We start from the raw sequence: 25,510 nt of genomic DNA on the forward strand, positions 1-25,510 counted from the left end.
CTGATGCGAGTGTGTTGCAAAAAGAATACGTAGCCCCAACAACACAAACAGAAAAAACACTCGTTGAAATTTGGTCTGAGCTACTCAATGTTAATGCAGATAAACTCAGTGTGACAGCAAACTTCTTTGAACTTGGTGGCCACTCATTACTTATAATGAAACTCATTGGTTTGGCAACCGATCAGGGCCTTCATATTGAAGCACAAGATGTGTTTACTGCCCCGAATCTACAGGTATTGGCAAACTTGAATGATACCCATTTTGCTCAGCGTGATGCGGCTGCTTTTGTTGTGCCAGACAATTTAATTCCTGAGCAATGTGAGCAGATCACGCCGGATATGTTGCCTCTGGTGAATTTAACCGATGAAGAAATTTCCCATATCGCTCAGCAAGTCCCTAAAGGTGTAAAAAATATTGAAGATATTTACCCTCTAGGACCGTTGCAAGCGGGCATTTTATATACGCATATGATAAGTGAAGGGCATGATTTATATGTAACGCCATTATTATTTAAAGTAAATAATCAGACTGCATTGGATGACTTTTTAGAAGGGATGAACTTTTTAATTCAGCGTCACGATGTACTCAGAACAATGGTGTTGCATGAGGGGTTGTCACAGCCGGTGCAAGTAGTGTGTAAAGATGTCTCTTTACCAGTTAAATGGTTGGATATGCCTACAGGTACTGATGTCAGAGCTGCGATGTTTGAAAGGAGCTCTCCAGAGCAGCAGTGGTTAGATCTATCTCAAGCGCCTTTATTTCAGCTGCAGGTAGCCCAACAGAGTGAGCATGAATATTACATACTATTGCAAATGCATCATTTGATCACCGATCATGTTTCTCTTGAAATTATTCAGCGAGAGATCAATGCGTTTCATGCTGGGCAGAGTGATATGTTAGAGCCTGTGCGCCCTTACCGCAATTTCATCGCATATACCGCAGAGAAGTCAAATAAGCAGGAAGCTGAATCACACTTCACCGCAACGCTTGGTGATGTGGAAGAGCCTACAGCCCCGTTTGACCTGATGGACATACGTAATGATGGTGCGGATATTGACGAGCTTGTTGAACCTGTCTCAGATGAGCTGGCACAAACTATCCGAACATTATCAAGGCAGTTAAAACTAAGCCCAGCAAGTATTTTCCATGCTGCATTTAGCTTGGTTGTTGCTGCATGTAGTAATAAGCAAGACGTTGTATTTGGGAGTGTGATGTCAGGCCGTTTGCAGGGACTAGCTGGTACTGAGTCAATGATTGGTATTTTTATGAATACTCTGCCTGTTCGTGCTCAACTCGCGTCAAAGACGGTATTGGAATTTGTTTGTGATATCCATGACTATTTGCAAACTTTACTGACTTACGAGCAAACACCACTCACACTGGCACAAAATTGTAGCGGTGTGGAGCATAACTCGCCATTATTTAGTGCAATGCTAAATTACCGACATTCAGCAATGGATGAGTCGGTCGAAATACCGAATGAAGGCGAAGAGCGCGATATTGAATTAATTTTTTCGCAGGAGCGAAGTAATTATCCATTTAACTTAATTGTTGATGACTTTGGTGTTGGTTTTGCTTTAGATTTTCAGGTGGATCCGCTTGTTGATGTGGGCCGTGTGATGGCTTACATGCAGACTGCACTTGCTGGCGTAACAGAGCTTCTAGCAAATGCGCCTGATACATCTGTAGATGCACTGAATGTGTTGCCTACAGAAGAGTTAAATTATCTTACCTGTACGTTAAACAATACTGTCGTGGACAATCCTAAAGGTAGGGCTGTACACGAATTATTTGAGCAACAAGCGCGAGAAAACCCCACTAAAGTTGCCATTGTGTATGATGATAAGGAACTAACTTATTCGGAACTAGATGCACGAGCTAATCAGCTTGCAAACTATTTAATTGAATGTGAGTTAGACGAAGGTGCACGGGTTGGCTTACTGTTTGAGCGTGGTTTTGAGCAGCTAATAGCAATGTTGGCAGTGTTAAAAACGGGTGCCAGTTACGTACCGCTAGATGCATCATATCCGCAAGAACGTATAGATTTCATTTGTGAAGATGCCGACGTTGAATTGGTGTTGATTGAGCAACCCTTGGTTGAGCGATTCCCATTACCAAGCCTAGATATTATGGTAGTTGAGCCTGTGTTCGGGAACAGCGATTGGTTATCGGATTACGATACTTGCCTAGAGGAAGTACGTATAGCGGCGCCAGACTCATTAGCATATGTTCTGTATACATCCGGCTCAACGGGCAAACCCAAAGGGGTGAAAGTCACGCACAGTGGGCTGCTCAATTATGTTCAGCACACGCTGACAGAGTATATGGAAGACAGGATTGAGGGAGCGGTAGTGTGTACACCACTTTGTTTTGATGCGACGGTGACTTCAATTCTGTCTCCATTGTGTTGTGGTAAGTCAGTGCTATTGCTTGGAAATGGTGATGCAATGCTTGAACAGCTTGGCAATAGGTTGTTTGCATCTCAAAACCTCATGTTTAAATTAACGCCAGCCCATTTGAATGCGATAGAGCAGCAATTGGATAACGGTCAAGTATGTAATGCGGCGCATATACTGGTTATTGGAGGTGAGCAATTAACAGTAAGTACTTTGTCAAACTGGAAGAAATTACGGCTACCAAATTCAAGCTTTATCAACGAATATGGTCCTACAGAGACAGTGGTTGGTTGTTCGACTTACAGAGTAGACAGCGCAGACCAAGTTGATGCGTTAGCGCAGTCTTATGCAGTACCAATAGGTCTGCCGATTCAAAACACGCAGTTATTTGTGTTAAATGAGCAGCTACAAGTACAACCGATAGGTGGTATTGGAGAGTTGTATATTGCAGGAGCAGGTGTAGCACAAGGTTATATTAATCGTGATACGCTCACTCAGCAGCAGTTTATAAAAGCAGAGACCTTATCGGCACAAATACAAGCGCAGGTGCAATCGGCAACCTTGTACAAAACGGGTGACCAAGTTAGGTGGTTAAGTGACGGTGTACTCGAGTTTATAGGTCGAGTAGACGATCAAGTCAAAGTACGAGGTTATCGGATTGAGCTGGGTGAAGTAGAAACCCAACTGACAGATCTCGAAGGAGTGGAGTCTGCTCTAGTCATGGCTGCAGAAATCGCTGGTAGTCAGCAACTGATTGGTTACGTGAAGTCGAACATTGAGTTAGATGAAGTTGATGTAGCGACATATATATCAGAATTAAAAACGACGTTGGCTAGTCAGCTACCTGATTATATGGTGCCAAATGTGTTGATGGTGGTTGAGCAATGGCCGTTAACAAACAATGGCAAAGTCGATAAAAAGGCGCTACCTCAACCTGATGGCAGTTTATTACAAGGTGAGTACGTTGCACCTGAGACCGAAACTGAGCAGGCCTTAGCTGAAATTTGGTCAGAGCTATTAGAGATTGATGTAATTAAGCTCAGTACGACAGCAAACTTTTTTGCATTAGGTGGACATTCGTTACTTGTTATTCGTATGTTTTCAATTATTAAGCAAAAGTTTGATGTCAATATTGACGTGTCACGACTGTTTGATAATCCAAGTGTAAAAGGCATTGCTGAAAAAATAGATAGTGAATCATTAAAAATAAAATTTAGCAATGTGAGTGATGAGACCTTAGAGGGTGAAGTGGAGCTATTAATATGAATGAACTTCTTGAGCAGTTGTATAGTATTGGCGTTAAGTTAAAGCTAGATGATGCTGAGAATTTAAAGATAATTGGCAAAAAGGAAAGGCTAACACCAGAGATAATTAACGCGATTAAAACCAATAAAGGTCGCATTGTCGAATGGTTAAAAGAGCAATCGAATCAGCCTGCGGCCACTAAGATTGAAGCTAATCACCTGAGTGGTTTGTGCTCACCATCTTTTGCTCAACAGCGCTTATGGTTTATTGACCAGCTGCAAGGAGGTACGCCAGAGTACAATATGCCTAATGTTTTTGAAGTTCAAGGAAAGTTAGACCTTGCACTTGTTACAGAGGTATTCACTCAAATAATTGCTCGACATGAAGTTCTTCGAACAGTGTACCAGGAAGTACAAGGTGAGGCGAAACAGCGAATTCGCCCTATGACTGAAGTAGATTTCGGCATAAACGAGATCGACTTTAGTCATCTCCAGCATGAGGCGCAATCGGAGGCTGTGAATGAATTTGTAGAAAGTGATATTTTGCAACCATTCAATTTGGCTGAAGATTTGATGCTGCGTGTTAGCTATATTCTAACAGGTGCTGACACAGGTGTATTAATATTTAATATGCATCATATTGCTTCTGATGGCTGGTCGATGGAAGTGCTTACCAAGGAGTTCTTTGCTTTGTATGAAGCATTGATACAAGGTTTGCCAAATCCTTTGCCTGATCTTGAAATTCAATATGCAGATTATGCTTATTGGCAGCATACGAAGTTAGAGGGAGAAGCGCTGGATAAGCAGTTAGATTACTGGGTAGAGCATTTGGATGCAGTGCCTCCCGTACACAGCTTACCTTTAAGTTATACACGCCCAGAGGTCAAGTCACATATTGGTGCAGTTGTTCAAGGCGACTTACCAGCAAGCATTGGTAAAAAGTTACTTGCGCTGGCAAAACAGCACCAGCTTACTCCTTTCATGTTACTGCATGGCGCATTATCTTTGCTATTAGCGCGCCATAGTAATAATGCAGATATTGTCATTGGTACCTCAACAGCTAATAGAGCACAGGAGGAGCTTGCGCCTTTAATCGGTTTTTTTGTAAATACGTTGGTGTTGAGAACCCAAACTGATCAGGGCAGTCTATCTGAGTATTTTGAGCATATCAAACAGGTCCACTTAGGTGCGCAATCGAATCAGGACGTGCCTTTTGAGCAACTGGTTGAACGTTTAAAAATTCCTAGAAGTTCCGCACACACCCCGCTATTTCAAATTGTTTTGACTACCAGTACTGATTACGGAATAGACAGTGACAGCAGCCTAGATTCGATGGCGTTATCTGGTGTGACGCTGGTACCATATCAGGCTGATATGGTGCAGGCTAAATTTGACTTACATATCAGTATGAACATGAGTAGTGCAGGTGTTGGGATCACTTGGAAGTATGATACGAGTTTGTTTAATGATGCATCTATTCAAAAATTAAATGAACATTTATGTCAGTTGCTAGTAGCGCTTAGTGAAGTGAAGCATAGTGAGATACCTCCGTCGAGTTTACCCGTGTTGTCACAAACGGAAGAACACTATTTATTGAGTGAGCTGAATGACACTAAGGTGAGCTATCCTAAAGACAAGGCTGTACACGAATTATTTGAGCAACAAGCGCGAGAAAACCCCACTAAAGTTGCCATTGTGTATGATGATAAGGAACTAACTTATTCGGAACTAGATGCACGAGCTAATCAGCTTGCAAACTATTTAATTGAATGTGAGTTAGACGAAGGTGCACGGGTCGGCTTACTGTTTGAGCGTGGTTTTGAGCAGCTAATAGCAATGTTGGCAGTGTTAAAAACGGGTGCCAGTTACGTACCGCTAGATGCATCATATCCGCAAGAACGTATAGATTTCATTTGTGAAGATGCCGACGTTGAATTGGTGTTGATTGAGCAACCCTTGGTTGAGCGATTCCCATTACCAAGCCTAGATATTATGGTAGTTGAGCCTGTGTTCGGGAACAGCGATTGGTTATCGGATTACGATACTTGCCTAGAGGAAGTACGTATAGCGGCGCCAGACTCATTAGCATATGTTCTGTATACATCCGGCTCAACGGGCAAACCCAAAGGGGTGAAAGTCACGCACAGTGGGCTGCTCAATTATGTTCAGCACACGCTGACAGAGTATATGGAAGACAGGATTGAGGGAGCGGTAGTGTGTACACCACTTTGTTTTGATGCGACGGTGACTTCAATTCTGTCTCCATTGTGTTGTGGTAAGTCAGTGCTATTGCTTGGAAATGGTGATGCAATGCTTGAACAGCTTGGCAATAGGTTGTTTGCATCTCAAAACCTCATGTTTAAATTAACGCCAGCCCATTTGAATGCGATAGAGCAGCAATTGGATAACGGTCAAGTATGTAATGCGGCGCATATACTGGTTATTGGAGGTGAGCAATTAACAGTAAGTACTTTGTCAAACTGGAAGAAATTACGGCTACCAAATTCAAGCTTTATCAACGAATATGGTCCTACAGAGACAGTGGTTGGTTGTTCGACTTACAGAGTAGACAGCGCAGACCAAGTTGATGCGTTAGCGCAGTCTTATGCAGTACCAATAGGTCTGCCGATTCAAAACACGCAGTTATTTGTGTTAAATGAGCAGCTACAAGTACAACCGATAGGTGGTATTGGAGAGTTGTATATTGCAGGAGCAGGTGTAGCACAAGGTTATATTAATCGTGATACGCTCACTCAGCAGCAGTTTATAAAAGCAGAGACCTTATCGGCACAAATACAAGCGCAGGTGCAATCGGCAACCTTGTACAAAACGGGTGACCAAGTTAGGTGGTTAAGTGACGGTGTACTCGAGTTTATAGGTCGAGTAGACGATCAAGTCAAAGTACGAGGCTATCGGATTGAGCTGGGTGAAGTAGAAACCCAACTGACAGATCTCGAAGGAGTGGATTCCGCTTTAGTAATCACTACGGAACTGACAGGGAGTGAGCAATTAGTTGGTTATGTGAGACCAAATAGAGAGTTAGACGAAGCAGCTAAGACAGCTTTTCTCACCGAGTTGCAGTTGGGGCTGTCCGGTAAATTACCTGATTATATGGTGCCAAATGTGTTGATGGTGATTGAGCAATGGCCGTTAACAAACAATGGCAAAGTCGATAACAAAGCGCTACCTCAACCTGATGGCAGTTTATTACAAGGTGAGTACATTGCACCTGAGACCGAAACTGAGCAGGCATTAGCTGAAATTTGGTCAGAGTTGCTAGGGGTTGAACTAGAGAAAGTCAGCACAACGGCAAACTTTTTTGCGCTTGGTGGGCACTCGCTGCTCGTCATTAGGATGATTGCAATGGTGAAGAAAAGACTCCAAGTGAGTTTAGACATATCAAAGCTGTACGATAACGCTAATGTGAAAGAGATTGCTGAACTTTGCGAGCAGGTGTTAATTAAATCTGAATTAGCTGAGCGGTTATCTAAGCATCATGAAAGTGATTTAGAAGAGGTAGAATTTTAAATGAACCCAAATCAAATTGTAGAATATCTCTCTAGTTTCGATATTGATATATATTTAGATAGTGATTCAAAGTTAAAAGCTAAGCACCCTAAGGGGGTGCTTACCAGTGAGCTTGCAAGTTTAATAAAAGACAATAAAATTGAGCTCATTGAGTATCTGTCAAATTTAGGAAGTAGTGCTGCGTGTAATACCAATACGATTACTGCGCAACCAAGAGATAACAAGCTGATGCAGTTGTCTTTTTCTCAACAGCGTTTGTGGGTTATCGACCAGCTACAAGGCGGGACTCCTGAATATAATATGCCGACTGCTTACGAGGTGACAGGAAAATTAGACCTTTCGCTGGTGACGGATATATTTACGCAGATAATTGAGCGTCATGAAGTATTGAGAACAGTATTTCAGGAAGTTCATGGTGAAGCAATGCAACAAGTTCGTTCGATGTCAGAGGTCAATTTCGCGATAAACGTAAAAGACTTAAGCCATCTCACGCGTGAGATACAATCTCATGAAGTAGCGGCATATGTCGAAAATGATACGCTAAAGCCATTTGATTTGTCCCAAGATTTGATGTTACGCGTAAGCTATATTTGCACGGGATCACACACTGGGGTGTTAGTATTTAATATGCATCACATTGCTTCTGATGGTTGGTCGATGGAAGTACTCTCTAGAGAGTTTTTCGAATTATATGAAGCGTTTAGTGATGGTAAACAAAGCCCTTTACCCAAACTTGAAATCCAGTATGCAGACTATGCTCATTGGCAGCGGGAAAACTTATCTGGTGAAGCATTAGATAAACAGCTAGATTATTGGGCCAACCAGCTTGATGAAATATCACCACTTCATAGCTTGCCACTGAGCTATGCTCGTCCAGAGGTGAAGGAGCACGTAGGTGCGATTGTTTACGGTACTTTATCATCTGAAATCAGTTCAAAGCTACAAGTGCTCGCAGAGCGATTCCAGCTTACCCCATTTATGTTAATGCATGGGGCATTGTCCTTATTATTATCTCGACATAGCAATAGCTCTGATATCGTGATTGGCACACCTATCGCCAATAGATTGCAAGAAGAGTTAGCCCCTTTAATTGGCTTTTTTGTGAATACTTTAGTACTGAGAACAAACACCGAACACGCCACACTCAGTGATTATTTTGCGCATGTTAGGCAAGTTCATCTAGGCGCGCAATCAAATCAAGACGTCCCCTTTGAACAACTCGTTGAACGTTTAAAAGTATCCAGAAGCACAGCTCATACTCCTCTATTTCAAATCGTTTTGACCACCAATACTGATTATGGTCTCGATCGTGATTCAGATGCGGTTAAACTGTCTGAGATAACGCTTGCGCCATATAAGTCAGATATGATCCAAGCCAAATTTGACTTACATGTGAGTATGCATATTGGCGATGAGGGCATAGAAGTTTCTTGGAAATATGATGTAAGTTTGTTTGATGAAGCAAATATACAAAGGTTGAACGAACATTTTTGTCGGTTATTGACTGCGCTAAGTGATGTATATCAGAGTGATATACAGCCCAATAAATTACCAATTTTATCGCAAGAAGAAGAGCTGTTTTTACTGACTGAGAGCGAATATGTTACGACCTCTCAACCGACGCAGCAGTGCATTCATGAACTCTTTGAGCAGCAAGCATATGAAAACCCTGATAGTGTGGCGTTGGTGTTCGAAGGAGCACAGCTAACTTACCAAGCGCTTAATGAACGAGCAAACCAGTTGGCACATTATTTAATTGAGACTCAGGGCGTTAAGCCTGATACCTTGGTTGGTTTATATGTTGAACGTTCACTAGAGACCGTTATTGGGATATTAGGTATTCTTAAAGCGGGTGGCGCTTATGTCCCCTTAGATCCAAGCTATCCGCAAGAACGTTTGGCATACATGATAAGCGACGCTGAACTTAAAACCATCGTAAGTCATGCCTCAGCGGGGCAAGTACTTGCAGAGTACTCTGGCCATGTTATCGATTTAGAAGATGTAACTATTTATCAAAACTACTCTAAGCAAAACTTAGATAAATGCGCATTAGGCCTTACACGTTCTCATTTGGCGTATGTGATTTATACGTCAGGGTCGACTGGCCGACCAAAAGGAGTACTGCAAACTCATCAAAATGTGCTTCGTCTATTTTCGGTGACGCAGGATGATTTTGGATTTAATGGTAATGATTGTTGGTGCCTATTTCACTCCATTTCCTTTGATTTTAGCGTCTGGGAATTGTGGGGAAGCCTAGCATTTGGAGGAAAATTAATTATATTAAGTCGCCATTCGGTCAAAGATTTCGATTTAATAGTAGATTCATTTAACCAACATGGTTTGACAGTGCTAAATCAAACGCCAAGCGCATTTAAAGCGTTGGTAGAGTATCTTTCAGAGAGTAAGCTAACATTACCAAGTTTGGAGAAAGTGATTTTTGGTGGTGAAGCATTGCTCAGTCACCACGTTCAACAGTGGTTCAATGAGGAGAGCTTTTACACGCAAGCGACGCTCATCAATATGTATGGCATCACAGAAACAACCGTTCATGTTACGTATCGGAAGGTGGAGGATATATCAAGTGGTCAAATTCATATAGGGAAGCCTTTAGCTGATCAAAGTATTATAATTTTTGACCAAAATATGAACTTAACACCTAAAGGTGTTGTTGGTGAAGCTTATGTTGGTGGGAATGGGCTTGCTAGAGGCTATCTAAATCGCGCTGAATTGAGCGCAGAACGATTTATTGATAACCCTTTTTATGATGAGCACAAACCGAGCAGCTCTAAACGATTGTATCGAACGGGCGACTTAATGCGTTGTTTACCCGATGGTAACTTGGAGTATATTGGTCGCGCCGATCACCAGGTTAAGATCCGTGGCTACAGAATTGAACTGGGTGAAGTCGAGACTCAACTTGCGCAGCAGCTTAATATTGACTCAGCCCTGGTCCTTGCGAAAGAGTTAGCGGGTAGTCAGCAACTTGTTGGCTATGTGAGACCGAGTATCAAGGTAGAAGAAGGTGCGCATTCGACGTTTATATCTGAATTGAAAGCCAGTTTATCAAGCCAATTGCCTGAGCATATGGTACCGAGTATATTATTGGTGGTGTCTGATTGGCCATTAACGCCCAATGGTAAAGTAGATAGAAAAGCATTGCCGCAGCCAGAGAGCTATGCATTACAAAGAGAGTATGTAGCACCTGTAACGCGGACTGAAAAAATACTAGCTGAAATTTGGTCTGAACTGTTAGATATTAAGTCGGATACCTTGAGCGTGACCGCAAACTTCTTTGAATTAGGCGGGCACTCTTTACTGATAATGAAGTTGATTGGGTTGGCGTCGAGTAATGACCTGCATATTCAAGCTCAGGATGTGTTTACGGCACCCAATTTGAAAGCATTGGCAAGCCTGAATGATGCTTATTTTGCACAACGTGATGCCGTCTCTTTTGAGGTTCCGGAGAATTTGATCCCTGAGCATTGCGAGCATATTACGCCTGATATGTTACCCTTAGTGAATCTAACAGAAGCAGAAATTTATCACATTGCTAAGCAAGTTCCAAAAGGGATGGCTAATATAGAAGATATTTATCCCCTTGGGCCTTTACAAGCAGGCATATTATATACGCACTTAATCAGTGAAGCCCATGATCCGTATGTTACCCCATTACTTTTTAAAATAAAGAATCAGGCCGCTTTAGATGATTTTATAAATGGGATGCGTTTTTTGATACAAAGACATGATGTATTAAGAACCATGGTACTGCATGATGGGTTGTCAAAACCTGTGCAAGTTGTCTGTAAGGAGGCGTCAGTCCCTGTAAAATGGTTAGACATACCAGAAGGAGTAGATGTTGAGACCGTTATGCTTGAAAAAAGTCGGCCAGAACAGCAGTGGCTAGACTTATCACAGGCTCCTTTATTTCAGTTGCAAATAGCTCGCAAAAATGAACAAGAAAGTTATCTATTACTGCAGATGCATCATATGATCACTGATCATGTTTCTTTAGATATCGTGCAGCGAGAGTTGAATGCTTTCAACACGGGCATGGCTGATAAATTGGCACCAGTGCAACCATATAGGAACTTTATTGCCTACACAGCGAATCAATTTGAGACTAAGCAAGCAGAAGCCCACTTTAAATCGATTTTAGGGGACGTTGAATCCTCTACAGCCCCCTTTGATTTGACCGATATACGCAGCAATGGTGCGGATATGGAGGAGTTGATAGAGCTAGTTCCTCACGATATAGCGCAGCAAGTCCGAACTCTTGCAAAACAATTAAAGTTGAGTCCTGCGAGCCTCTTTCATGCTGCATATAGCCTAGTTTTAGCTGCGTGTAGCAACAAACAAGATGTTGTGTTTGGCAGTGTTATGTCTGGTCGTTTACAAGGGCTAGCTGGCACTGAGTCAATGCTTGGTGTGTTTATCAATACACTACCGGTGCGTGCCCAGTTGAATTCAAAGAGCGTACTTGATTTTGTCAGTGATATACAGAGCTACTTACAAGCGTTGCTGCCATTTGAACAAACACCTTTGGCAGTGGCACAAAGTTGTAGTGGAGTACCTGATAACTCGCCACTTTTTAGCGCTATGCTCAACTTCAGACACTCTGGGTCTGTTGAATCATCTGATGTACAAGATATAGAACAAGAGCAGAGTATTGAGCTCATTTCATCTCAAGAAAGAACGAACTATCCATTTAATTTGAGTGTTGATGACCTTGGCGAGGACTTTGCGCTTGATTTTCAGGTTGACCCTTCCATTGATGTCAATCGAGTAATGGGCTATATGCAAAAAGCTTTGGCAGAATTAACAGCGCATTTGAGCACTTCTCCACAGACGTGTATTACGACTTTAAATGTAATTCCATCAGATGAGTTTGATTATTTGACAAATACGCTTAATGATACGGCGATGGCGTACCCCTTGGACAAATGTGTGCATGAGTTATTTGAGCAGCAAGTTGCTGAGCGTCCTGATGCCATTGCCTTGGAGTATGCGGGAGAGCAACTGACTTATCGAGAACTAAATACACGTGCAAACCAACTTGCACACTATCTCATTTCACAAGGTGTTCAAGTAGAACAAAGCGTTGGGATATGTTTACCTCGTTCGATTGATATGGTGGTGAGTGTATTGGGCATCTTGAAAGCTGGAGCAACATATATACCATTGGATCCCGAGTACCCATCTGCGCGATTAAGCCATATTTTCGAAGACACAAATCTAAGGCATTTAATCACACATTCAACGTTGGTCACGAGCTTAGCGGTTGATGGGGTAACACTTTATGAAAGTGATAAATTGATAGATGTTTTGACAGGTAACCCTGCTACGAATATTGCTCGTAGGGCTGCTCATAATGAGGCATCACTTGCCTATATGATATTTACATCGGGGTCTACTGGCAAACCCAAAGGGGTGATGATTACACATCAGGCGTTAGTCAACCATGTTGTTGGGATGGCTGATAGGTTACCTGGAGTATTTAGTTGGCCGAATAAACTGCTAGCGGTTACAACCATTGCGTTTGATATTGCGGGGCTAGAGCTGTTTGGGCCTTTAGCATATGGTGGTCAAGTGGTACTTACTCCAAGTGATGAGACGAAAGACCCCCGCAAATTATCAGCGCTGCTCACATCGAAGGAAATAACTTGCATGCAAGCAACGCCTGCGACGTGGCAAATGTTAGTGAATGACGACTGGTCTGGAAAGCCTGACTTGGTAGCTTTGACTGGCGGAGAAGCGCTCCCCATTAATTTAGCGCAATCTCTATTACCTCGTATTTATCAATTATGGAACTGTTATGGGCCAACTGAAGCAACCATATGGTCGCTAGTGAATCAAGTTGATCGTCAACAAGCTGAGTTTGGTCGTATAAAGCTTGGTGGATCATTAGGTAACTACAGTCATTTTGTGTTAAATGAACTTGGGCAACTTCAGCCATTAGGTTGTGTGGGTGAATTGCATATTGGAGGTATAAGCTTGGCCAGAGGTTATTTGAATCGCGCTGAGCTAACTGCACAACGTTTTATTGATAACCCATATTTTGATCCAAGTAACCCTATGAGTTCTAAAAAGCTTTATAAAACCGGTGATTTAGTACGTTATTTAGCGGATGGCAATTTAGCTTTCTTAGGGCGTATTGATGACCAAGTAAAGATCCGTGGTTTTAGGATCGAACTTGGTGAAATCGAGGCTCTGTTGTGTGAACAAGAACAAGTAGAATCGGCCCAAGTGGTTGCAAAAGAGGTCGGAGGGCGGCAGCAGCTTGTGGGTTATGTAAAGCCGATGGATGTATCGGCAATAGCCAATGATGAGACTTTTATTCATAGCCTGTTCGCAATCTTACAAGACGTGTTGCCAAGCTATATGGTGCCAAGTAACCTAATTAACATTGCCAAGTGGCCTGTAACACCCAATGGTAAAATAGATAAAAAAGCCTTACCAAGTCCCAACGGGGTTGAATTGCAAGGTGAGTATGTTGCCCCAGAGACCGATACAGAAAGTATGCTGGTTTCAATTTGGGCAGATGTATTGGGCATTGAAGCTGAGATGATTAGTACGTCTGCCAATTATTATAGTTTGGGGGGTAACTCCATTACTTCGGTACAAATGGTACTTGCGGCAGCTAAAAAAGGTTTGAAACTCAATGTTGGGGACTTCATGAAGTATCAAACTATCTCAGACCTAGCAGTAGTGGCCTCTAAAAATAGTGAACCTGCTGAAGCATCAATCGTCAAAGAGGCACCTTTATCTGAAAGGAGTTTGGTAGTTTGTTCAGCGGATGCGCACCTTACTTCACTTAAACGGCATGACAAGTGTTGGTATTCGATCATCAAATTTGATGAGACGACAACGGAAACTCATATCCGCCATAAAGTTAAGCAGCTATTGAAAAGTGATAAAGCGCTGACTGTCTCCATAGAGAGTGAAAACAGCGTGAGCAGCCAAAATCTTAATAACTTGCTGCTTAGCAAACGTTATTTGCCGGTAAACCGAGACTTAATGAAGCGGGTGTTACATGAGATCACATACACAGAGCAAGCATGTACTTTTCAAGAGCATTTGACTGATATGGCTGCGTCACTGATGGAGCAGGTGGCACAAGAGCATGGACCTTTGATCCGCTTCACGTGGACGAGTGATGAAATTGGTCATTTTTATTTGGTTGTCGTGGCGCATAAGCTTTTACTGAATGAATCAGAGTGGGAGTTATTGATAGACGATTTTGGTCAAGAAGTAATAAACCTAAAACTAAGCCATGAGGAAGATGCAGCTAGCAGTGCTTTGTATACATAGAGCAGTTGTTAAATTTTGGGGCAACATTACGATTTCTTACATTGTGTGGTGTTGCTCCTACGCAAGGTTATAAATTATATAGGAGGTTCAAAGGTGGTAGATTTAAGTAGATACCCGACGATTGTTGAATTGAACGAATCGTCGAGTAGCAAGCTGATATTTTGCACACACCCTGCGGGAGGTGGGTTAAACGCGTATAAAGACATGGCAAACAAATTACCGCATAAAGTTCTAGGGCTTGAGGATCCATCTATTTACGATGATCAGGTTTTTGACTCGATACCTGATTTAGCAGAATATCACGTAGAAACGATCCGAGCGATACAGCCTCAGGGCCCTTATTATGTATTTGGCCAGTGCTCTGGCGGTCCTTTAGCGTATGAGATTGCATATCAACTAACACTTGAAGGTGAACAGGTCGAAGTCTTAGCCATGTTTGGCGCGCATCAATTGTTAGGATTTGACCCATCAGAAAAGTCAAATTATGGCTTTTTGCCTGAGTATCTTCACAATCGTTTCTCAATAGATTTAAGCCAATTAAATTGGGTTGAAATGGAGTCACTCACCATTGAAGCGGTAGTGGATAAAATTGTTGAAGAGTTATGCAGTCAAAAGGTGCTAGATAGCAGTAAAGATATTGAATGGGTGAAGCGCTCAATTCGTTCACTTTGCTTGAGCCGTAATGCCAGTAAAAAATATATTGCACCGACTTCGGGCTTAAATATACAACATTATAAACAACCACGAGAAGCGCAAAGTGTTAAAGCGTTTAGCCTTAACAGTAAAGATTGGTGTGACTGGGAGTCTTTGACTCATGGGGAGCTAATTGAAATTGCCCACAGTGATCAAATGACTATTACGGACAGCGTTTTAAGGGCGCCGTTTTTATCTGAAACAATGGCTAAATTAGAGCAGCACTCATTAAGTCGCATCGCTTAAAGAGCGTGTTTTTAGGTTAAGTGAAAACAAATAAATTTAAGAAGAGAAAAATGATTAAAGTAAGTGACCTTGAATTAGAACCCAATTCACAAAGAAAAATATTACTCAATGTTGACCTCGAAGGAGAGAAGACAATTAACTGGGTGAACGAACATAAGCATAGCCTAAGCGGCGTATTGGATGACAACGGTGTGGTCTTAGTGCGCGGACTAAAGTTTTTAACAGGCAAACATTTCAGTCAGGCATTAGAAACTATTTTTAATGAACCTCTGCTGGAGTACATGTACCGCTCAACGCCTCGCTCTCAGCTTAAAGGGCAGGTCTATACAGCGACTGAGTATCCAGCGTCAGAAACAATTCTACAACATAATGAATCGTCTTATTCAAATGCGTGGGCGATGCGTATTGGCTTTCTGTGTATGCTTTCACCAAGTGAAGGTGGCGCAACTCCATTGGCTGATAGTCGAGAAATTTTATCGAAGATTGATAAAGATGTGAGAGAAGAATTTGAAGCCAAACAGATAAAGTACGTCAGAAACTATGGTGACATGGACTTACCTTGGAGTGAGGTGTTTCAAACAACTAACAAAGCTGAAGTAGAGCATTATTGCCAAGCCAATCAAATTGAATTTGAGTGGAAAGAAGACAATGGTTTACGAACTTACCAGATTTTACCGGCAACCGCTTATCACCCTGTAACGAGGGATAAGCTTTGGTTTAATCAGGCTCATTTGTTCCATGTTTCAAGTCACTCCTCAGAAGTCAAAGAGAATATGCTTTCGATTTTTGGAGAAGATAACTTGCCGAGGAATACTTATTTTGGTGATGGGTCAGCCATTGATGAAGCTATTTTGCAGCATATTCGCGAGGTTTATGAGCAAACACTATTTTATTTTGACTGGCAGAAAAATGACCTACTACTGGTAGATAACATGCTCTATTCACATGGCCGACAACCTTTTAAAGGGCCTAGGAAAGTGTTAGTTGGCATGTCAAACCTGCACACGCATCGTGCCGCATAGGTGCTTATATATACCCATAGAGGGCTATAGAGTATTCGTGTGCATCGAGTCGCTTACGCATGCAATTAGGTCGAGCATATCAAAAGGGCGAGCGATTAAAGAGAGTTTTAAACGAAGGATCCTGTGAAGTGGATATAAAAAAAGAAAAAGTGCAGAAAAAGAAGTTAAAGCAAGTACCGCTTATCGGTTGTTTGGTTATTTGCATACTGGCTGTGGCAACTTGGTATGTGAGTGGACAAGCCAATACTACTTCTGTAAAGCGTGACAATTTATTGTTTAGTACAGTCAAGCAGGGAGATCTTAAAGTCGAAATTGAAGGTTACGGTAGTTTACGTTCAGATAAGCAACAGTTAATCACCTCGTTGACGAGCGCGACTGTTCAGGAAATTATTCTCAAGCCTGGAGCATTAGTGACTGCTGACAGTGTCATTGTTCAACTCGCGAACCCTGAACTAAAACAGTTAGTTGATACAGCTTCTCAAGAATTGGCTCAGCGCAAGGCCAATTTGCGTCAACTTAAACTAAATCATCAGCGAGAAATACTTAATGAAAGCAGTAATTATGCAGAGTTAGAAGCTCGATATGAAACAGCCAAAGTGCAACTAGAAGCACAAAGTGGTTTGGTTAAAACGGGGATCGTTTCACCGCTTGATTATAAAGAAAGTGTTGTTCGAGAGGCGCAGTTGAAGAAGCGACTGAAAATTCACCAGCAAAGAACTGCTGCGCTTAAAAAAGTGCATCAGGAAGCGATAAACATTCAACTTGAACAGATCAAACAGCAGCAAGGCCAATTGGACATTGCCCAAAATCGCCTTGACCGCCTTACGGTTAAAGCGGGCAGCGATGGTGTATTACAGAGCTTATCTGTTGAGTTAGGCCAAAGTTTAGCGGCAGGGGAAGAAATTGCACTGATCGGGAGTGTGGAAGATTTGATTGCACTGGTTAAAGTTCCGCAAAGTAAAGCACAGCAGATTGAGGTTGGTCAAAAAGCTGTTGTTGATACGCGTCGTGATGAAATTATCGGTACCGTTTCTCGTATAGATCCTGTCGTGGTCGACAATACCGTTGAGGTTGAAATTGCACTGCCGACCCAGTTGCCAGAGAGTGCTCGCCCTCAATCAAGTGTCGATGTTGTAATAAATACAGATACATTGGTCAATATTACCTATATGGAGCGCCCGGTGAACGCTACATTTAATTCGAGTACTAGCTTATTTCGATTAGTGGACGCGAGTAATTCTGCAACAAAAACAGAAGTAGAATTCGGTAAAGAAGCGGGTCGTTATATTGAAGTTATTAGTGGAGCTAAGGTAGATGATATTTTTATCATCTCTGATTTGTCACTTTTGACCGAGACTGAATTAAAAATAGAAAGTTTTTAAATCGTACGCTAATTAGCTGTGCTGATTTTTCAAGTTATCAAACAGAGCAAATGGGTAAAACCTGTGCAGTACATGAACGCAGCGTACAACCAAACTTGGCGCTACTGTAACGTTGGACTGGTTGTTATTTTGGTGTGTTTGGGTCATTAGTGCATAGCAATTGAAGCAAGTATACGTCCACGAATATGTAGAAAAAATAAGGTAGATTGACGTGACTGAAATAAAAATAGAAATGAAGAATATCGGCAAGGTTTTTGAGACTGACGATATCGAAACACATGCATTAAAAGATGTAAACATTGTCATCAGGAAGGGAGAGTATGTATCTATCTCGGGACCTTCTGGTTGTGGTAAGTCCACATTGTTATCGCTATTGGGTCTACTTGATATGCCGAGTTCAGGTGCCTACTTCATAGAGGGGCTTGATGTGAGCTCTCTTTCACTTGATGACGCAGCACAAGTACGCAATGAAAAAATTGGCTTCGTTTTTCAATCTTTTAATCTCATTGATGAGCTCTCTGTGTTTGATAATGTCGCCTTACCACTTGAATATAAACAAGATCGCCCGAGTGATGAGTTTATTAAAGAGCGAGTTGAAACGTGCTTAAAAATGGTTGAGATGGGCCATCGAGCTGATCACAAACCTAATCAACTATCGGGTGGGCAGCAGCAGCGGATAGCAATTGCACGTGCACTGGTGGCAGATCCTGCAATATTACTGGTTGATGAGCCGACCGGTAACTTAGACTCACAAAGTGGCGATACCGTGATGGCCGTTTTATCTGAGCTAAACAAAAATGGCACGACCATATGTATGGTGACACATGATCCTCGTTATGCCGATATGGCAAAAATTCAATATAAGCTCCTAGATGGCGAAATTATAGAAGAAGAAAAGTTGAAGGTGGCGGTATGAGCCAATTCATTCGTCAGTATAAACATGCATGGTTAAGCTTAAGAAAAAAGCCCAACTTTATCTTAACCGTGATCATAACTATGGGGGTGACCTTGGGTGCCCTCTTATGTGCGCTTACATTGAACTATTTATTATTGGTTGAGCCATTACCGTACCCAGAGCAAGAGCGGTTGTTTACTGCGGAGCATAAAAACATTGGTCCTAATAGAGAAACGAAAGGGGTTGCTTTTACGTATCCAGGTCTAGTACAGCTTTATAAAAATAATGAAGTATTTGAGCAATCAGCCATGATTAGTTACGGTCAAGATGTGATTATTTCACTCAGCGATCAGCCCTTGGTAAACACCACTTATGTTACGCCTGAATTACACCAGTTGTTAGCATCTCCAATGGCGTTGGGTAGGATATTTGATGCCAGTGAAGCAATCAATACCTATAACCCAGTAGCCATGTTGAGTTACAACACGTGGCAAAAAGACTTTAATGGCGATCGTAATATTCTTGATAAAAAGATTAATTTAAGCGGCGTGAGTTATCGTGTGGTAGGGGTTTTAGCAAAAGAGTTTGTCGAACCTGAATTTGATAGATCAAGACAAGAAAGCCATGTTTTTCTACCTTGGGATTATAATTTGGTTAGCAAAGCAAATAGGCAAAGTTTTGGAAATATTCATCACAACTTGTATTTTATTGGCAAATTAAAGACTGGAGTTAGCCAGCATCAAGCGCGACAAGTGTTGACTCCTATTATCAGTAAACGCTGGGAAGAGGGAGTGGCTGGCATTGACTTTTACAGAGGTTGGTCAATTGAAATACCTGTTCGCGCGTTACGAAACGTGATTTTAGGTGATAGTTCATCTGTGGCATTAACGCTATTGGCAGGTATTATTGGGTTGGTCTTAATTGCATGCGCTAATATTTCCAACCTATTCATGTCAAGGATTGCAGAAAAACAACACAAAATGGCGATTAAAGCAGCGATTGGTGCAACTAAAAAACACTTATTTAAAGAAACGTTAGCCGAAACGGCTTTATTGATGTTTTTGTCAATCTTAGTTGCGCTGGTCATCGCACAGGTTGGTTTCTATGTTATGCAACAATATCTAGGGGCGGTATTACCCAGAGTTAAAGAGCTTGGGCTTTCAGCGGTTACTTTTAGCAGCGCCATTTTTGTTACTGTTACATTTGCTCTATTTTTTGCTAAATTAAGTACTCGAATGATCGATTATCGGGCATTAAATACTTCATTACAGAGCAGCGGAAAAGGCAGTGGATTACAGGTTTCAAAAAGGACTCGTCAAGCTCTTGTTGCGAGTCAAGTCGCATTGGCGACAGTCTTGGTCTTTGTTAATTTTGGCTTACTTCGGGATGCGGTAAAAACCATTAATATGCCAATTGGGTTTACAACTGAACAGATTTCTACTCTCGCTCTAAATTTCTCGTCAACCGAATACCCAACACAAGATGAAGCAATATCAATTATTTCCGAGATAACGGAAAAACTGGAGGCGTTACCTCAGGTCGAGTCAGTTGCTCAGGGAAGTTCTCCGCTTGATGGTTTTAATGTCAGAGCACTGACGAACCTTGAAAATAACCAAAGGTTCACACCTTACTTTAAAGCTGTAGATCAGCACTATTTTAATATGATTGAACAACCTCTGTTAAAAGGTGAACACTTCACACTTGCAGACCGACGTGACACAGCTAATGTAATGATAGTTAATCAATCATTTGCAAAGCAGTTAAGGCCTGATGGTGATGTGTTAGGTATGCACATATCGCCATTTAATGGTGAGCCATTTAGGGTAATAGGTATTGTAAGAGATATTCTTATTGCTGATGACAGAGTGACAAGTTTCGGCCGTTCTGCTGAGGGAGTTGGCGTACCAAGAGCATATGTGCCTAATAGTCTGGGTGGTGGCAGCTTTATGTTGAAGTTGAAGCCGGGGCAGGTTGTGAGCCGTAAACAGTTAGGCGCATTATTACGACAAGTTGATTCACGGTTTTCAGTCTTCAGCTTTCATGCTGCATCTGACATCCTTACTCAAAGCCTGTTTGTAGAAATTACAACGGCTGTTACAACGGCAATCTTGGGAAGTTTCGTATTTCTGCTCGCAGGTATAGGCCTGTACGGCATTTTAAGCTACGGCATTCAATTGAGAAAGTTTGAATTAGGTGCTCGTATGGCAATTGGAGCGAGGCGTAAACACATTATTTATCTGATTATTCGTGATAACTCGAAAGCTGTGTTGTTTGGGTTTATTGGTAGTGCGGTATTGTTTGCTTTGGCTTATATAGGTCTAAGTGAATACATACAACCTTTCCTTTCCCTAGAAGTATTGCCTATGGTTTTGCTGAGTTTAGTGCTTATTAGCTGTGTGAATTTATTTGCCTGCTATTGGCCCTTAAGGCAGTACATTAATCGACCCACGATATATACATTGCGTAGCAATGAATAGCAGTAATACATCGGTCTTATTATAAGTAATGGTGTTAAAAATCGATGATATGCCATCTATGCGGTTGATGGCGAAGTATGGTTTTTGAAGCGGGTACATAGCAAAGCAATTTAAACGCCAAAGAGGCAGCTTTAGCCAGCGAAAAATAAGGATAGAAGGTAATATGATTAATAAAAACAGCTTTTTGCCAATAAAGAACAGCCCGAATGCATCGGTGAGACTGATATGCTTTCCTTACGCAGGAGGCAGCGCTTCGGTATTCAATAGCTGGAGCGAGCTATTTTCAGATGATGTAGAGATCATAGCGGCTCAGCCTCCAGGAAGAACGGTCCGTATTGCTGAGCGTCCACACACAACGATGGATAATCTGGTTGAAGAATACATGGGGGCGATAGATGTATATCTAGATAAGCCCTATCTATTTTTTGGTCATAGTTTAGGGAGCAGAGTGGCTTATGCCCTTACTAAACAGATCCAAAAGCGTGGGCTTCCGATGCCAAAGCATGTGATTGCATCAGGCAGTGGTGCTCCTCACCTTAATTTTGAAAGAGAAAAAATTTATAACTTACCGAATGACAAATTTAAACGAAAACTACGGGAATTAAATGGTACACCCAAAGAGGTTCTAGAAAACCAAGAGTTACTTGATTTGTTTACTCCTATGTTGCGAGCTGACTTTGAGATAGCTGAGAATTATTGTAGCGAGAAAGTAAAAATAAATAGCCCTATAACGGTTCTTGGGGGCATTGAGGACACTGATGTGACTGAAGAAAGGTTATTGGCTTGGAAAGAGTTATCAATTTATCCGAGCAAAACCATAATGGCATGTGGCGATCACTTTTTTATTCATAGTAATCGAGAAGCCGTGATTAATGAAGTGACCAACATCATCGATTCAATTTTGGTGCAAATCAATATTAAGCGAGCGGCTTTTGGCTAACTTTTTTATTAAAACTGTACATTGAATGTGAGCGGCTGCACTTTGCTGAGACAATAAAGTGCGGTCCTCATATTGTCCCTCTTTCCCCCTTTTTAACTTCCAATAATGTAAACCTTAATTTAAATGGTGATAGTAGCATTGGTTCGCGAATTATAGTGCTTATTAGACGACGTAGCGCGGCGCACAAAGTGGTGTCACTTTAATTTTTTGCCTAGGACGTAAAGGGGGTTTACACTTTGTCACTTTTAAATGGAGGTTGTCACCTTTTGCATGTTGAGTGTCATGATCTGTCAGTGTGTGGCGTGTTCTGAATGTTTATGCTGTAGTTAATTCTTCAGCAGGGTTCAAACAGAGGTAAAATACATGGCAAATACAGCATTAATTACAGGCGCATCTGGCGGCATTGGTTTGGAGTTAGCGCACCTACATGCGCAGCAAGGTGGAGACGTAGTGCTAGTTGCGCGCTCACAAGATAAGTTAGTCGCTTTGGCGAAGGAGTTGGAAGTCAAACACAGTATCAAAGTGACGGTGATCAGTGAGGATTTGTCGCAACCAAATGCAGCGCAGCGTATTTTTGATAAAACATCTGCTTTGAATATTGAGGTGGATATATTGATCAATAATGCTGGGTTTGGCGGCCATGGAGTATTTTATCAACGCGATATGGCAGCTGATCAGCAGATGGTTCAAGTTAATATAACAGCATTGACCGACCTGACTCACTTATATTCAAAAGAGATGGTTGCGCGCAAGCGTGGTCGTATTCTCAACGTGTCATCGACAGTCTCATTTTTACCAGGACCACTTCAAGCGGTATATTATGCGACCAAGGCATATGTAACCTCGTATACTCAGGCTATTGCTGAAGAATTATCTGGCACTGGTGTCACAGCAACTGCGTTGTGTCCCGGGGCAGTCAATACTGGTTTTGTGGCTGCAGGCGACTTAGAAGGGGTGGATGTGTGGAAAAACGCTAAATCGGCAAAGTCGGTGGCAGAGTGTGGTTATAGGGCGATGCAACAAGGTCAGCTGATTGCATTTAATGAGCGCAAATTACAGTTTTTGCTTAATTGGATCACCCCATTGTTACCGCGTAAAATGGTATTGAAGTTGTCACGACAATCGATGGAAAAGTAACGAGTTATGAAAATCGCAAGTAAGTTTACAGTACACGCAAACTGTAAAATATTATTACAAGACATGAATATTGATGTTGAGACTGTGGTGGCGTACTCAAAGCTGCCAGCGGATATTTTGAATCGTGAACCCGTGATGTTATCGCCAAAAGAATATTTTGCGTGGTGGTTGGCGATTGAAAAGGCCGCCAATGGGCAAGACGTGCCTTTATTGGTTGCTGAACATCTATCGGTAGAAGTGTTTGATGCCCCTTTGTTCGCTGCGCTTTGTAGTCCAGATTTAAATACGGCTTTGTCACGAATAAAACACTATAAGCCGTTAATTGGACCCATGAAAATGGATCTTGAAATTAACGACAAAACCACAACAATGGGGTTGTCTTGTTATGGCTATGAAGGCGCTGTGCCTGCCGTGCTTGTGCTCACTGAAATGGTATTTTTTACTAAATTGCTGCGCATGGCAACGCGTTATAATGCGGTGCCTAAATCGGTTACATTGCCAGCGCTGCCAAGCAATATTGAGGCATATGAAGCTTTTTTTGGTTGTAAACTTAAACAAGGCGAACAGCTTTCGATTGCCTTTAGAGCCGAAGATGCTGCGCGGCCGTTTTTAACCGCAAACTCTGGTATGTGGTCATATTTCGAGGGTGGGTTGAACCAAAAACTCGCTGATTTAACAGCAACTGCGACGACGGTTGAACGTGTTCGAGCTGTACTCCTTGAGTCATTGCCTGTTGGTCAAAGCTCGATTGAATTAGTGGCGCAAAAGCTGACAATGAGTAAGCGAACCTTGCAGCGCAAACTGACTGATGAAGAAACGAATTTTCATAGTGTTTTACAAAATTTGCGTTCAGAGCTGGCTAAGCATTATTTGCAAAAATCGCATATATCACTCGGTGAAGTAGCATTTTTATTAGGGTATCAAGAGTCAAATTCATTCATTCGCGCATTCACCACATGGTTTGGCGTGTCACCGGGCAGTTACCGAGAACAATTAGCATCTTAATTATTAAGGCGCTGAACAATCAAAACTATTTCAATATAAACATTTATTTACGTTATTCATTTTGTCGTGTAGCTGTGTTTGTGCTCCAATGAATTAGAGCGCAAAAGTAAAAGGACAGTTATGCAGTTTTCGGATCACGAAATACAGTCAATTCACAAAGTCATCGGCGCATTTGCGCCCAATACCGAGCTTGCCGTTGCAAAATTGGGTGCTGGTCGCTGCGTATATTATGGTGCAAGGCAGGGTTGTAAAGAAGTTGAGCCGATTGACAATAAAGCATCGGTGTTTGAAATTGGTTCGTTAACCAAGCTGTTTACCAATGCCGTATTAGCGCAATTGGTTGATGAAGGAAAGTTGGCACTGACCGATCCTATCTCGTCTCATATTGATTTAACAATCCGCGATAATGCTCAGATCACCTTTGAGTCTTTGGCTACTCATACATCAGGCTTGCCTAGATTACCACCAGGGCTCCTCTGGCAAGCGTTGTTTAAGCGTAAAGACAACCCATATGAGGCATATTTAGAAGCTGACTTATTGGCACACCTCGCCAATGACATAAAAATTAAAAACCACATTAAACACGATTACTCAAATCTTGGTGTTGGGCTACTCGGTTATGTATTGGCGAAAATGGAAGGGGTGAGCTTTTCCCAATTGCTGCAAAAACGCATATTTGACTCATTTAACATGTCACACAGCTTTTGTAATTGGCGTGATGTGCATGGAGAGTTAGTCATTGGCTTGAATACTCGGGGTGAAGCAACACCAAATTGGGATTTAGGTGTATTGCAAGGTGCGGGCGCTATTCTCTCTTCAGTACAAGACTTGGGGCAATTTGCGCTTGCTCACTTTGAACGTATACATGGTTGGGTCAATTTACAGCAGCAAGTCATATTTGAACAAGGCCATACTCAAATGGGCTTAGGCTGGTATGTGATAGACAGTGCTGATAAAACAGATCAGGTCTATTTTCATGATGGTGGCACTGGAGGATATAGCTCAGCAATGATTTTAGATATAGATAATCAGCTGGGTTACATTATTTTGTCGAATATCTCTGGTATGCATAAATTAAAGGGACAAAAGGTCACTGAACTGGCATTTGAACTAATGAAAAATTAAATGGTATTGAGTTAAGTGTTGTGGCAAACGAGCTGTATTTATCGCACTAACCGCCAATAATAATGCCGAAGATATGGATACAAAAATTTATACTTGGGGCAACTGTTCGCAG

12 protein-coding genes (1 of these 12 only partly in view) are annotated in these 25,510 nt (G+C 41.9%); all 12 read left to right on the plus strand.

From position 1 onward, the window contains the following. Positions 1 to 3,662 carry the 3' portion of a non-ribosomal peptide synthetase gene (locus S4054249_RS23765; RefSeq protein ID WP_069949108.1) on the plus strand. The gene continues 3,136 nt to the left of window position 1, outside the view, so only the last 3,662 of its 6,798 coding nucleotides appear in the window; its start codon lies off the left edge, out of view; it ends in the stop codon at positions 3,660 to 3,662. Continuing rightward, positions 3,659 to 7,168, plus strand: a complete 3,510-nt coding sequence (locus S4054249_RS23770) for a non-ribosomal peptide synthetase (RefSeq protein WP_069949109.1) — start codon at positions 3,659 to 3,661, stop codon at positions 7,166 to 7,168. Before S4054249_RS23765 ends, S4054249_RS23770 begins: the two co-directional genes overlap by 4 nt. Beyond that, positions 7,169 to 14,476 (plus strand): non-ribosomal peptide synthetase, encoded by a 7,308-nt coding sequence (locus S4054249_RS23775; protein ID WP_052961099.1) that lies wholly within the window; start codon positions 7,169 to 7,171, stop codon positions 14,474 to 14,476. 93 nt (positions 14,477 to 14,569) lie between these two features. Continuing rightward, positions 14,570 to 15,415, plus strand: coding sequence for a thioesterase domain-containing protein (locus S4054249_RS23780; protein WP_046357681.1), 846 nt, complete (start codon positions 14,570 to 14,572; stop codon positions 15,413 to 15,415). A 50-nt stretch (positions 15,416 to 15,465) separates the two neighbouring features. Next, positions 15,466 to 16,437 (plus strand): TauD/TfdA family dioxygenase, encoded by a 972-nt coding sequence (locus S4054249_RS23785; protein ID WP_052961100.1) that lies wholly within the window; start codon positions 15,466 to 15,468, stop codon positions 16,435 to 16,437. A gap of 128 nt (positions 16,438 to 16,565) precedes the next feature. Beyond that, a complete protein-coding gene (locus S4054249_RS23790) occupies positions 16,566 to 17,819 on the plus strand; it encodes an HlyD family secretion protein (RefSeq protein ID WP_046357742.1) in 1,254 nt (417 codons plus the stop codon). A gap of 232 nt (positions 17,820 to 18,051) precedes the next feature. Then, positions 18,052 to 18,735 carry an ABC transporter ATP-binding protein gene (locus S4054249_RS23795; protein WP_046357743.1) on the plus strand — a complete coding sequence of 228 codons (684 nt, stop codon included), beginning with the start codon at positions 18,052 to 18,054 and terminating at the stop codon, positions 18,733 to 18,735. After that, a complete protein-coding gene (locus tag S4054249_RS23800; protein ID WP_046357682.1) occupies positions 18,732 to 21,191 on the plus strand; it encodes an ABC transporter permease in 2,460 nt (819 codons plus the stop codon). The genes S4054249_RS23795 and S4054249_RS23800 overlap by 4 nt, the downstream gene beginning before the upstream one ends. Before the next feature lie 163 nt (positions 21,192 to 21,354). Next, entirely contained in the window at positions 21,355 to 22,131 is a 777-nt protein-coding gene (locus tag S4054249_RS23805) for a thioesterase II family protein (RefSeq protein WP_046357683.1), read from the plus strand. A 363-nt stretch (positions 22,132 to 22,494) separates the two neighbouring features. Next, entirely contained in the window at positions 22,495 to 23,268 is a 774-nt protein-coding gene (locus S4054249_RS23810; RefSeq protein ID WP_046357684.1) for an SDR family NAD(P)-dependent oxidoreductase, read from the plus strand. A gap of 6 nt (positions 23,269 to 23,274) precedes the next feature. Further along, complete coding sequence (locus S4054249_RS23815) at positions 23,275 to 24,273, plus strand: AraC family transcriptional regulator (protein ID WP_046357685.1); 999 nt, start codon at positions 23,275 to 23,277, stop codon at positions 24,271 to 24,273. 120 nt (positions 24,274 to 24,393) lie between these two features. Continuing rightward, the gene (locus tag S4054249_RS23820; RefSeq protein WP_052961101.1) at positions 24,394 to 25,398 is read left to right on the plus strand and encodes a serine hydrolase domain-containing protein; all 1,005 of its coding nucleotides are present in this window, start codon (positions 24,394 to 24,396) and stop codon (positions 25,396 to 25,398) included. Positions 25,399 to 25,510: the final 112 nt, after the last annotated feature.

The organism is Pseudoalteromonas luteoviolacea, from assembly GCF_001750165.1.
Lineage (GTDB): Bacteria > Pseudomonadota > Gammaproteobacteria > Enterobacterales > Alteromonadaceae > Pseudoalteromonas > Pseudoalteromonas luteoviolacea_G.